Here is a 12,308-nt window from a genome sequence, read left to right as displayed (position 1 = left end):
CGGGTTGAGTGGGCCAAGATTATCACGGGATTTCCGGTCATCTACAAGTATTGTTTGTTTATTTGGAAGTTACGCTTGGCCATGCGGGTTGGACATATGGCTTAATCCGTGGTTAACATCGAGTCCCACAGCCGTGATTAGGGCTGCGGCATCGCATCAGGGCGATCATGATCAATGTTAAGCGGATTGCGGTCCTAGGCATGCTGCTGTCGGCGGGGGCGTGCTCGCGCCTGCCGAACGTGCCGACGGCCTACAGCGCGTTGCCGCGCACCCCGGTGTCCGTCGCCGCGACGCCGGTGGCCGCGGCCCCGGAGGCCCAAGCCGAGGCGGTCGCCACCCTGCCGCGCATCGTCATACCGGGGACCATGACGACCCCGGTCCCGGCGTTCGAGCCCCGGGGCCTGAACCCGGGTGCGGCCCTGGACTCGTCCCGGCGCAGCCGCTTGGCCTGGGAGGCGTTGCGTCCCGCCGATCTCCTGAGACCGCCGGCCCTCGCCGCCGGCCGGTCGGCCGCGTCGACGATCCCGGCGCAGACCTACGATCGCGACGCGGCGATGGAGCGCCTCCTGAAAGGCGGCCACGCGGCCGCGAGCGGCATCTGCTCGGGCTGCTGAGCCTGCGCCGCCGGGCGGGGCATGGTTAGCCGATCGCGTCCGAAGGCTCTGCCGGTTTACGCGCCGTTAACGTGTCCTCCCCAAGTTGCAGCGAGCGACCCGAGGGAGGCGTGGCATGGGTGCCTTGAAGGCTGAAGACGAGCAGGCTGTCGATCGCCTGACCCTGCGGCTCCTCCAGGACGCCTATTGCGACCTCGCGGCCGTGCTCCGCGGGGCCCAGCCCGCGGCGGCCGCGGCCATTCTCGCCGTCATGGAACAGCGCGTCACCGACGTCCTCACTCGGATCTGCCAGCAGGGTTCGGAGGGGCCCGCCTCGGCCGGCATCGCGATCGCCGTCGGCGAACGGATCGGCGAGATCATGGATCAGGCCCATGGCCGCGACGGGCAGGCGGCGCTGGCAGCCTGAAGCCGGCTCAGCTCATCGCAGCGTTGGGCCGCCTGACGGCCCGCACAGATCCCTCGGCCATTGCCAGCGCCGCCACCGCCGGACCATCCTGCCTCGGATGCGTCCGCCCGTCCCCCTGTCCGCCGTCCGGATCTTCGAGGCCGCCGCGCGGCGGCGCTCATTCAAGGCGGCGGCGGGCGAGCTGAACCTGTCGCCGAGCGCGGTCAGCCACGCCATCCGCAAGATGGAGGAGACGCTCGGCGTCGCCCTGTTCGAGCGCAACGGGCAAGGCATCACGCCGACCCCGGCCGGGGAGGCCTTGTGCGACCATGTCGGCCGGGCCTTCGCCGAGCTGAACCGCGGCCTCGACCTCGTGGCGAATCGCGGGCCCCAACTGCTGCGCCTCCATTGCGCGCCGAGCTTTGCCGCGCAGTGGCTCGTCCCGCGCCTGGCGCGCTTCCTCAGCGAGCATCCGGGCTTCGAGGTTCGGCTGGCCGCCGGCATGGACTACGCCCGCTTCATCACCGACGAGTTCGACGCCGACATCGTCTACGGGCCGCCCCGGGGCGAAGGCCTCGTGCGCATGCCGCTCGGGTTCGAGACGGTGACGCCCCTCTGCGATCCCGAGCGCGCCGCCCGGATCGCCGCCCCCGCCGACCTGTTCGCGCAGACCCTGATCCAGAGCGACAATAAGCAGGTGCGCTGGACTCACTGGTTCGAGCGCAACCGGCTGGCCGCGCCGCCCACCGCCGCGATCCGCTTCGACCGGAGTTTCCTCGCCCTGGCGGCGGCGGCGGACGGGCTCGGCGTCGCCCTCGAATCGACCCGGCTCGCCGAGCGGGAGATCGCCGCCGGTCGCCTGGTCGCGCCGCTCGCCGGACGGGCGGAGGACATCGGCTACGTCGGCCACCATTTCGTCTGCCCGGCCGATGCCCGCCGCCGGGCGCCGCTGCGGGTCTTCGCGCGCTGGCTCGCCCAGGAACTCGCGATCGAGCTGGCCGCCGAGCTGGTTTGACACCCTCGGCAGGTGAATCCCATTCACCTGAGGATGTAGGATTCGCGTTTGTCGCGGCCGGTCTCGCCGGGTCAATGTCGCCTCAACGAACAAGACGCGAGGAAACGTCACCGCGAGGCCGCCGATCCCCGGATCGCGATCGCCGGCCGGCTTGCGCCTCCGTCGCGACGACAGGCTTCGATCCCGCACCCGCGCGGATCGCCGGGAGGGTCCCATGCTGTTGAACGATCGGGTCTGCGTGATCACCGGGGCGGCCTCCGCCCGCGGCATCGGCAAGGCCACCGCGCGCCTGTTCGCGCAGTATGGCGCGCGTATCGCCGTGCTCGACCTCGATGCGGGCCAAGCCGAGGAATCCGCCCGCGAGATCGGGGCCGGCCATGTCGGCCTCGCCTGCGACGTGGCCGACCGGGCCGCCTGTTCCCGGGCCGCCGAGGAGGTCGTGGCCCGGCTCGGGCGCATCGACGTGCTCGTCAACAACGCCGGCATCACCCAGCCGCTCAAGATCATGGACATCGCGCCGGAGAATTACGACGCGGTCACCGACGTGAACCTGCGCGGCACCCTCTACATGAGCCAGGCCGTGATCCCGGGGATGCGCGGCCAGGGCTCGGGGGCGATCGTATGCATGTCCTCGGTCTCTGCCCAGCGCGGCGGCGGCATCTTCGGAGGCCCGCATTACAGCGCGGCCAAGGGCGGCGTTCTGGGCCTCGCCAAGGCCATGGCCCGGGAACTCGGCCCCGACGGGATCCGGGTGAATTCCGTGACGCCCGGCCTGATCCAGACCGACATCACGGGCGGCAAGCTCACCCCCGAGCTCAAGGTCGAGATCGCGAAGGGCATCCCGCTGGGGCGCCTCGGGGTGGCCGACGACGTCGCCAACGCTTGCCTGTTCCTGGCCTCCGACCTGTCCGCGTACATCACCGGCGCGGTGATCGACGTGAACGGCGGCATGCTGATCCATTGAGAGGCACGCCATGACGTCTCCGTCCCCGACCGAACGGCCCCGTGCGGGGTCCAACGTCCCGCTCAGCGAGCGCGCCTACCATATCCGCCGCCATGCCCTGCGCATGGGCGAGGTCCAGGGCCAAGGCTACATCGCCCAGGCGCTCGGCATCAGCGACGTGCTGGCGGTGAGCTACTTCCACGCCATGGCCTACCGGCCGGAGGATCCCGAATGGGAGGGCCGCGACCGGTTCCTGCTGTCGATCGGCCACTACGCCATCGCGCTCTACGCCGCGCTGATCGAGGCGGAGATCATCCCGGAGGATGAGCTGACGAGCTATGGCGGCGACGACAGCCGCCTGCCGATGTCGGGCATGGCCGCCTACACGCCGGGCATGGAGATCACCGGCGGCTCGCTCGGCCACGGGCTCGGGATCGCGGTGGGCATGTGCCTCGGCCTGAAGCGGAAGGGCTCGAAGAGCGTCGTCTACAACCTGTTCTCCGACGGCGAGCTCGACGAGGGCTCGACCTGGGAGGCCGCCATGTCGGCAGGCTCGTTCAAGCTCGACAACCTGATCGGCCTGGTCGACGTGAACGGCATGCAGGCCGACGGCGCCTCCACGGGGGTGCTCAACTTCGAGCCGCTGGCTCCGAAATTCGAGGCGTTCAACTGGTTCGTGCAGCGGGTCGACGGCAACGACCTCGACGCGCTGGTGGCTGCCTTCGATGCGGCGCGCCATCACCCGGGGCCGCAGCCCCGGATCATCATCTGCGACACGCGCATGGCCAAGGGCGTGCCGTTCCTGGAAGCGCGCGAACGCAATCACTTCCTGCGCGTCGAGCCGGACGAATGGCAGCGGGCTTTAGCGGTCCTGGACGAAGGGAGGGTGCGGTGAGACGCTCGAAATACGAGAGACCCGCCCCGCGGGAAGGCGGCAGCCTCAAGACCTCGGCGATGATCGCCTCGCTCGCCGCCCCCGGGCAGCGCACCAGGGCCGCGCCGTTCGGACATGCCCTGGTCGAACTCGCCAAGACCCGGCCCGACATCGTCGGCCTGTCGGCGGACCTGTCGAAATACACCGACCTGCACATCTTCGCGCAGGCCCATCCTGAGCGGTTCTACCAGATGGGGATGGCCGAGCAGCTCCTGATGAGCGCGGCGGCCGGGCTCGCCCGCGAAGGCTTCACGCCCTTCGCCACCACCTACGCGGTGTTCGCCGCCCGCCGGGCCTACGACTTCATCTGCCTGGCGATCGCCGAGGAGAATCTCGACGTCAAGATCGCCTGTGCCCTGCCCGGCCTGACCACCGGCTACGGCCCGAGCCACCAGGCGACGGAGGACCTCGCGATCTTCCGCGGCATGCCCAACCTCACGATCATCGATCCGTGCGACGCGCACGAGATCGAGCAGGTCGTGCCGGCCATGGCCGCCCATAAGGGGCCTGTGTACCTGCGGCTCCTGCGCGGCAACGTCCCCCTGGTGCTCGACGAGTACGGCTACACGTTCGAACTGGGCAAGGCCAAGACGATCCGCGACGGGCGCGACGTGCTGATCGTCTCCTCCGGGCTGATGACCATGCGGGCGCTGGAGGTGGCCGAGGCGCTGCGCGACGACCGGATCGACGTGGCGGTCCTGCACGTGCCGACGATCAAGCCCCTGGACGAGGCGACGATCCTGCACGAGGCCCGACGTGGCGGACGCCTCGTTGTGGTGGCCGAGAACCACACGGTGATCGGCGGCCTCGGCGAGGCGGTGGCGGGCGTGCTGATGCGCAGCGGAACGATGCCGGAGCGCGGCTTCCGCCAGATCGGCCTGCCGGACGCATTCCTCGACGCCGGCGCCCTGCCCACGCTCCACGACCGCTACGGGATCTCGGCCGCCGCGATGGCGCGGAGCATCCGCGGATGGCTGTGAGCCGCCTCGCCTTCGTCGGCCTCGGCGCCATGGGCCTGCCGATGGCGGGTCACCTCGTGGCCGCGGGTTTTTCCGTGCGCGGCTACGACGTCCGGGCGGAGAGCCGCGCGGCCCTCGCGGCAGCGGGCGGCGAGCTGGCCGGGACCCTGGCGCAGGCGGCCGACGGCGCCGACGCGCTCGTGCTGATGGTGGTCAACGCCGCCCAGGCCGAGGACGTGCTGTTCGGACAGGGTGCGCTCGACGCCCTCGCCCCGGACGGGATCGTCGTCCTGATGGCGACCTGTCCGCCGGGGGCCGTGGAGGCCATCGCGGCGCGCGTCTCGGCCACCGGCCGCCGGTTCGTGGACGCCCCGGTCTCGGGGGGCGTCGTCGGGGCCAAGGCCGCCAAGCTCACGATCATGGCCGCGGCGCCGGCCGCAACGCTTGCGGAGATCCGCCCGTTGCTCGACGCCCTGGGTGACCGGATCTTCCATGTCGGCGAGCGGCCGGGCCAGGGCGCCACCGTCAAGGCGGTGAATCAGCTCTTGTGCGGCGTCCACATCGCGGCCGCCGCCGAGGCGATGGCTCTGGCCGGCCGGGTCGGGGTCGATCTCGCGGTGGTGCTGGAGATCCTCTCGGGCTCGTCGGCGTCGAGCTGGATGCTGCGCGACCGTGGCCCCCGCATGCTGGAGGGCGAGCCGGAGGTCACCAGCGCGGTCGACATCTTCGTCAAGGATCTCGGCATCGTGCTGGAAGCCGGCCGAAGCGCGGGGGCGGCGCTCCCGCTCGCCGCCTTCGCCCATCAGCTCTTCGTCTCGACATCGGGCCGCGGCGACGGCGCCGCCGACGACAGCCAGGTGGTGCGCGCCTATCGCGCCCTCAACGGGACCTGAACGTGCGGGCACGGCAGCGGTGAAGTGTCGGCGTTTGTGCGCCGCCACGGCTTGTCCCCGCGCCGCTGAGCCTGGATGATCCGCGCCGGAGCGAGAGACGGCGCGTGAGACGCACAGAAGCGGTCCCCCGGATATCGGTATCGGGCCGCGAAGACTGAAGGGACGCACGAATCCACACGACCGGTCAACGGCGGGGATCGCGCGGCTCGGGACGACCCAGGGAGTGAAACCATGCGCGACACGCGCTTCAGCCGCCGCAGCCTGCTCGCCGGCGCGACCGCCGTGCCGGTCTTCGGCATCCTGACCCGGCGCGGGCAGGCGGCCGAGTTCTCCTACAAGCTCGCCACCGGCCAGGACCCGACCCACCCGGTCAACATCCGGGCGCAGGAGGCCCTCGACCGGATCCGCGAGGCGACCGGCGGGCGCCTGGAGATCAAGCTGTTCCCGGCCAACCAGCTCGGTTCGGACACCGACCTGCTGGCGCAGGTGCGCAACGGCAGCGTCGAGTTCTTCAACCTCGCCACCTCGATCCTCGCCACCTTCGTGCCGGCCGCGAGCCTGCCCAACACCGGTTTCGCATTCAAGGATTACGACGCGGTCTGGTCGGCGATGGATGGCGGCCTCGGTGCCTACGTCCGGGCCGAGATCGCCAAGACGCCGATCCTCACCGTCTCCAAGGTCTGGGACAACGGATTCCGGCAGATCACCTCCTCGACCCGCGAGATCAGGACCCCCGAGGACCTCAAGGGCTTCAAGATCCGCGTGCCGCCGGCGCCGATGCTGACCTCGCTGTTCAAGGCGCTCGATGCCGGCGCGGCGCCGATCAATTTCAACGAGCTGTACTCCGCGCTCCAGACCAAGGTGGTCGAGGGGCAGGAGAATCCGCTTGCCATTACGGCGACGGCCCGGCTCTACGAAGTGCAGAAATCCTGCAGCCTGACCGGGCATGTCTGGGACGGCTACTGGATTTTGGGCAACAAGAAGGCTTGGCATCGCCTGCCGGAGGATCTGCGCCGGACAGTTTCGCAGGAATTCGACCGGTCCGGCACCGACCAGCGCGCGGATGTGGCCAAGCTCAGCCTGTCCCTGCGCGAGAGCCTTGCCGCCAAGGGCATCGGCTTCGTCGACGTCGACCGCTCGCGGTTCCGCGCGGTGCTGAGCCGGACGAGCTTCTACCGCGACTGGAAGGCCAAGTACGGGGATGCGGCGTGGGCGCATCTCGAAGACGTCTCCGGCAAGCTGACCTGAAGGACGACCGGCATGCAGATCGATATCGCGGCCGTCGAGAGCGCGGCCGGGCTTGAGCTGGCGGGGCCGCCGCTCCGCGCCAGGACCTGGCTGCGCAAGCTGGACGTGGCCCTCGGCTACCTCGTGGAGATCCCGGCGGCGCTGCTGGTTCTGGCCGAGATCGGTGTGTTGTTCGGCGGCGTGGTCAGCCGCTACGTGTTCCGGGAGCCGCTGGTCTGGTCGGACGAATTGGCCGCGATCCTGTTCCTGTGGCTCGCCATGCTGGGCGCCGTGGTCGCGTTCCGCCGTGCCGAGCACATGCGCATGACCGCCATCGTGGCGATGTGCGGCCCGCGCCTGCGCGCCTTCCTGGAGACGGTCGCGCTGGTGGCCGGCCTGATCTTCGTGGCGCTGGTGCTGGAGCCGGCTTTCGAATTCGCCAGCGAGGAGACCTTCGTCCAGACCCCCGCGCTGGAGCTCAACAACGCCTGGCGGGCCGCCGCCCTCCCGATCGGCTTCGGCCTGATGCTGCTGGTCGCCGTGATCCGCCTCCTGGAATCCGCCGACTGGCGGCTCACCGTCGGCGCGCTCGCCCTGGGCGGCGGCATCGCGGCGGGGCTCATGGCGCTCCAGCCCTGGCTCATGGGGCTCGGCAACCTCAACCTGCTGCTGTTCTTCGTCCTCGGGGTCGGCGCCCTGGTCTTCTCCGGCGTGCCGATCGCCTTCGCGTTCGGTCTGTCGACCTACGCCTACATCACGCTCACCACCAACGCCCCGTCGATGGTGGTGGTCGGGCGCATGGACGAGGGCATGAGCCATCTCATCCTGCTCGCCGTGCCGCTGTTCGTGTTCCTCGGCCTGCTAATCGAGATGACCGGCATGGCCCGGGCGATGGTCGGGTTCCTGGCCTCCCTGCTCGGTCACGTCCGCGGTGGCCTGCATTACGTGCTGGTCGGCGCCATGTACCTCGTCTCGGGCATCTCCGGCTCGAAGGCCGCCGACATGGCCGCAGTCGCGCCCGTGCTGTTTCCCGAGATGAAGGCGCGGGGCGCCAAGGAGGGCGACCTCGTGGCCCTGCTCGCCACAACCGGCGCGCAGACCGAGACGATCCCGCCCTCGATCGTGTTGATCACCATCGGCTCGGTCACCGGCGTGTCGATCACGGCCCTGTTCACCGGCGGCCTGCTGCCGGGCCTGGTGCTGGCCGTGACCCTGTGCGCCCTGGTCTGGTGGCGCTACCGCCGGGAGGATCTGAGCCACGTCGCCCGCCCGTCGCGCAGCGTGATCGGCCGGGCTCTCCTGGTGGCGGTGCCGGCCCTGGCGCTGCCGTTCGTGATCCGCTTCGCGGTGGTCGAGGGCATCGCCACCGCCACCGAGGTCTCGACCATCGGCATCGTCTACGCGGTGCTGGCGGGGCTGCTGATCTACCGCCAGTTCGACTGGCGGCGGCTCTACCCGATGCTGGTCATGACCGCGACGCTGTCGGGGGCGATCCTGCTGATCATCGGCGCGGCCACCGGCATGGCCTGGGCGCTGACCCAGTCGGGCTTCTCGCAGACGCTGGCGATCGCGATGAAGAGCCTGCCCGGCGGCCCCGTGGGCTTCCTGTTCGTGTCGGCCGGCGCGTTCATCATCCTGGGCTCGGTGCTGGAGGGTATCCCGGCGATCGTGCTGTTCGGCCCGCTGCTGTTCCCGATCGCCCGGCAGGTGGGCGTCCACGAGGTCCACTACGCGATGGTGGTGATCCTCGCGATGGGCATCGGGCTGTTCGCCCCACCCTTCGGCGTCGGCTACTACGCCGCCTGCGCGATCAGCCGGATCCACCCGGATGCGGGCATGCGCCCGATCGTCGGCTACATCCTGGCCCTGCTGATCGGCCTCGTCGTCATCATCCTGGTCCCCTGGTTCTCGATCGGGTTCCTCTGACGACACCGAGTCTGCCCTCGCCACCGTGACACCCGGCCGGATCCATCCCCGTCCGGGGAGCGCCGCCGCGCGCCCGATCCGGAACCGCCCCATGCGGGCGCGACCTGCATGACGGCATCCGCGAGCCCGCGGTGGGCTCGATGATGAACGGCATCGCGGCCCATCGCGGGCTGGTGCCTGTGGGCGCCACCGACCTGGTCTTCTCGGATGACATGCGCCCGTCGCTGAGGCCGCGCGGACGCCGGCGTTGAGGCTGTATGCCGGTCAGATCATCCCGGCGCCGCCGGTGCGCGCGACGCGGTCGCGCTGCTCGGCGTAGCGACCGTCGGCGACGCGCTTCAGCGCGCCTTCGAGGCGGCCGGCGACCTGACCGAGAAGCGAACGCTCGGAGCGGAAGCCGACGAGATACGCGAGGGTGGCCATCGTGTCCGATCCCGAACAAGGGCCGGGCAGGCGCGCCCGGTTGCTGCGGTGCAATATGCGCCGGCTCGGGATCGCGCGTGAGGGGGCTCTTCCGCGGCCTGCCATGCAAGGACGGCATGAAGTTCGCATGAATTCTTCACCGAACCGGTCCGCGAACGGATTCTGCCGGGTGCGGTGCAGCGAACGCGGTCGTCCGAACCGTCACCGTCCGGCAGGGGTACCCGGATCAAGCGGCAGGCCGCCGCGGGCTTCGAGACCCTCGCGGATCGCCCGCTTGGTGATCTTGCCGTAGCCGGATTTCGGTAATTCGTCCCAGAAGAACACCCGCTTCGGCAGCTTGTAGCGGGCAACCTCGCCGGCGAGCCACGCGATCAATTCCGCCTCGCCGATCTCCGCGCCGGGGCGGGCCACGCAGACCGCGACGCCGACCTCGCCCCAGGCCGGGTCGGGCACCCCCAGGATCGCGGCCTCGGCGATGGCCGGATGCTTCAGGAGCTTCTCCTCGGTCTCGCGCGGGTACACGTTCGACCCGCCCGAGATGTACATGTCGGAGGCGCGGCCGGTGATGAACAAAAACCCTTCCGGGTCGAGGTGGCCGAGGTCGCCGGTGCGGAACCAGCCGTTCCGGAACGCCGCCGCGTTGGCCTCCGGGTTGTCGTAGTAGCCCGCGAACACGGCCGGGCCGCAGACGCAGATCTCGCCGGTCTCGCCGGCCCCCAGCTCCCGCCCCTTCGTGTCCTGGATCTGCACCTGCATGCCGGTGCGCTCGAACCCGCAGGTGCCGACCTTCACCCCCGGGCCGTCTTCGGCGGCGTGCAGGCGGGGCGGCAGCACGGTGATGTTGCCGGTCACCTCGCCGAGCCCGAAATACTGGACCAGCACCGGTCCCAGCGCCCGCAGGGCCCGCTTCTGGTCCTCCCGGTACATCGGCGCGCCCGCGTAGATCACGTGGCGCAGGCTCGTATGGTCGTGCGCCGCGACCGCCGGGTGCTCGGTGATCAGCTTCACGATGGTCGGCACGGTGAACAGGTTGGTGATGCGCCAGCGCTCGACCAGCGACCACACCTCCGCGGGGTCCAGGCGCGTGCCGCCGGTGAGCACCGTCATGGCGCCGGCCGCGACCTGGGCGAGCTGGTGGATGCCGGCTCCGTGCGAGAGCGGCGCGACCACCAGCGAGGCGTCCGCCTCCGTCGTGCCCGGCATCAGGTCGCAGAGGTGGTTGGTGATCACGAAGGCCATCTGGCCGTGGGTGAGCACCGCCGCCTTCGGGCGGCCGGTGGTGCCCGAGGTGAAGAAGAACCAGCACGGATCGTCGTGCTCGACATCGGCGGTGGGGGCCGTCTGCGCGGCGTGCGCGGCCACCAGGGCGTCGTAATCCAGCCCGAAGGCGGAGCCGCCGATCTCGACCACGAGGCGCAGGTCCGGCGCGGCCTCGCGGATCGCGGTGGCGTGGTCCGGGAACTCCGCGCCGCAGATCAGCGCCGAGGCGCCGCCGGCGCTGGCGAGATAGGCGACCTCCGCGGGCGTCTGCCGGAAATTCGTCGGCACCCAGACGGCGCCGAGCCGGAAGCAGACGAACATCGATTCGAACAGTTGGTTGCCGTTGCGCGCCTGGACCAGCACGCGGTCGCCCTTGGCGACGCCCCGGGCCGCGAGCGCCGCCGCCATGGCGTCGACCCGGGCGTCGAGGGCGCCCCAGCTCCAGGTCCGGTCACCCCAGGCGAGGCCGATCGCGTCCGGCCAGCGGCGGGCCGCCCGGCGCAGAAAGTGGGCGAGGTTCATAACCCGCCGCGAACAGGGCGCGACGCCGCCGCGCGGCGCCGGCCCCGCCGGGCCGTTCACGCGAGCTTCCCGCAGGCCTTCTCCAGGAGGGACCAGCCCTCCTCGCCGTACCGACCCTTCCATTCGGCGTAGAAGCCGGCCTTGCGCAGCTTCTCGCGAAACGGCTCCGGATCAGGCTTGTTGAACACGAGGCCGCTCTTGGTCAGGTCTTCCTGCAGGCTGGCATTGAGCTTGGCCACGTCGGCCCGCTCCTTCATGCCGGCCTCGTTGATGTGGCGGGCGACCATGGTGCGCAGGTCCTCGGGGAGGCGCTCCCAGGCCCGGCGGTTCGCCAGGAACCAGTAGCCATCCCACATGTGGTTGGTGAGCGAGCAGTATTTCTGCACCTCGTAGAACTTCGTCGTGGCGATCACCGCCAGCGGGTTCTCCTGGCCTTCGACGATCTTGGTCTGGAGGGCCGAGTAGGTCTCGTTGAGGTTGATCGAGGCGGGCGCCGCCTCGAACGCCCGGAACATCGAGGTCCAGAGCGGCGAGACCGGCACGCGGATCCGGAAGCCCTTGAAGTCGTCCGGATTGGCGATGGGTCGGGTCGAGGAGGTGGTCTGGCGGTAGCCGTTGTCCCAGATCTTCTCCATGGCCACGAGGTTGGCCTTGGCGATCTGCTGGCGGACCCAGGCACCCAGCTCCCCGTCCATCGCCGGCCACACGGCCTCATAATCCGGGAAGGCGTAACCGATGCCGTTGATCGAGGCGTTGGGCACCAGGGTCGAAAGGATCAGCGGCGACATCGTGAAGAACTCGACGCTGCCCGAGCGCAGCTGGCTCAGCGTGTCGGTGTCCGAGCCGAGCTGGCTCGTGGGGAAGATCTTGAGATCGAAGCGGCCGCCGCTCTCGGTTCGCAGCGCGTCCGCCATCTCGCGGGCGCGGACGTTCATCGGGTGCGTGTCGGGCAGGTTGTTGGCGTACTTGTAGGTGAAGTCCGCCCGCTGGGCCCGCGCCACGTGCGGCATCGCCACGGTTCCGGCGAGGATCGCCGTCGAGCCGGCGGATAGGAACCCGCGGCGGGACAGGGGCAAGTGAATTCGCGACGACATGGGCGGCCCTCCTGATCCGGGCGCGCGGCCCGGCGTTTCCTCAGGGTCCGCGTTCATGCGCGGACTCTCTCGTGTCTTGCGGCTTCGATAGCGGCTGGCCCAATCCAGTCAAC

General features: G+C 70.2%; 12 protein-coding genes. 9 read left to right on the top strand and 3 right to left on the bottom strand.

The annotated features are described in order from the left end of the window. Positions 1–200: 200 nt before the first annotated feature. From FVA80_RS06145 to FVA80_RS06105, 9 genes are all read left to right on the top strand, one after another. Positions 201–614 (top strand): hypothetical protein, encoded by a 414-nt coding sequence (locus FVA80_RS06145; RefSeq protein ID WP_246692287.1) that lies wholly within the window; start codon positions 201–203, stop codon positions 612–614. A gap of 115 nt (positions 615–729) precedes the next feature. Beyond that, complete coding sequence (locus FVA80_RS06140; protein WP_147907243.1) at positions 730–1,020, top strand: hypothetical protein; 291 nt, start codon at positions 730–732, stop codon at positions 1,018–1,020. Positions 1,021–1,117: 97 nt separating this feature from the next. Then, positions 1,118–2,014 carry a LysR substrate-binding domain-containing protein gene (locus tag FVA80_RS06135; protein WP_147907242.1) on the top strand — a complete coding sequence of 299 codons (897 nt, stop codon included), beginning with the start codon at positions 1,118–1,120 and terminating at the stop codon, positions 2,012–2,014. Between the two features lie 214 nt (positions 2,015–2,228). After that, entirely contained in the window at positions 2,229–2,978 is a 750-nt protein-coding gene (locus FVA80_RS06130) for an SDR family oxidoreductase (RefSeq protein ID WP_147907241.1), read from the top strand. A gap of 10 nt (positions 2,979–2,988) precedes the next feature. Continuing rightward, on the top strand, positions 2,989–3,852 hold the full coding sequence (locus FVA80_RS06125) for a transketolase (protein WP_147907240.1): 864 nt from the start codon (positions 2,989–2,991) through the stop codon (positions 3,850–3,852). Continuing rightward, a complete protein-coding gene (locus FVA80_RS06120; RefSeq protein WP_147907239.1) occupies positions 3,849–4,871 on the top strand; it encodes a transketolase family protein in 1,023 nt (340 codons plus the stop codon). The genes FVA80_RS06125 and FVA80_RS06120 overlap by 4 nt, the downstream gene beginning before the upstream one ends. Beyond that, positions 4,862–5,743: an NAD(P)-dependent oxidoreductase gene (locus FVA80_RS06115; protein WP_147907238.1), complete on the top strand. Its 882-nt coding sequence runs from the start codon at positions 4,862–4,864 to the stop codon at positions 5,741–5,743. Before FVA80_RS06120 ends, FVA80_RS06115 begins: the two co-directional genes overlap by 10 nt. 231 nt (positions 5,744–5,974) lie before the next feature. After that, the gene (locus FVA80_RS06110) at positions 5,975–6,991 is read left to right on the top strand and encodes a TRAP transporter substrate-binding protein (RefSeq protein ID WP_147907237.1); all 1,017 of its coding nucleotides are present in this window, start codon (positions 5,975–5,977) and stop codon (positions 6,989–6,991) included. Positions 6,992–7,003: 12 nt separating this feature from the next. Beyond that, entirely contained in the window at positions 7,004–8,896 is a 1,893-nt protein-coding gene (locus tag FVA80_RS06105; protein WP_147907236.1) for a TRAP transporter large permease subunit, read from the top strand. Between the two features lie 264 nt (positions 8,897–9,160). Here the strand turns inward: FVA80_RS06105 and FVA80_RS30335 are convergent, their stop codons facing one another. From FVA80_RS30335 to FVA80_RS06090, 3 genes are all read right to left on the bottom strand, one after another. Then, positions 9,161–9,319 (bottom strand): hypothetical protein, encoded by a 159-nt coding sequence (locus FVA80_RS30335; RefSeq protein ID WP_187193601.1) that lies wholly within the window; start codon positions 9,317–9,319, stop codon positions 9,161–9,163. Positions 9,320–9,520: 201 nt separating this feature from the next. Then, positions 9,521–11,101, bottom strand: a complete 1,581-nt coding sequence (locus FVA80_RS06095) for an acyl-CoA synthetase (RefSeq protein ID WP_246692499.1) — start codon at positions 11,099–11,101, stop codon at positions 9,521–9,523. Positions 11,102–11,157: 56 nt separating this feature from the next. Continuing rightward, a complete protein-coding gene (locus FVA80_RS06090; protein ID WP_147907234.1) occupies positions 11,158–12,195 on the bottom strand; it encodes a TRAP transporter substrate-binding protein in 1,038 nt (345 codons plus the stop codon). Positions 12,196–12,308: the final 113 nt, after the last annotated feature.

Source organism: Methylobacterium sp. WL1, from assembly GCF_008000895.1.
GTDB lineage: Bacteria > Pseudomonadota > Alphaproteobacteria > Rhizobiales > Beijerinckiaceae > Methylobacterium.
Note: the sequence above shows the minus strand (reverse complement) of the source record. Positions and strands in the feature narration are given on the sequence as shown.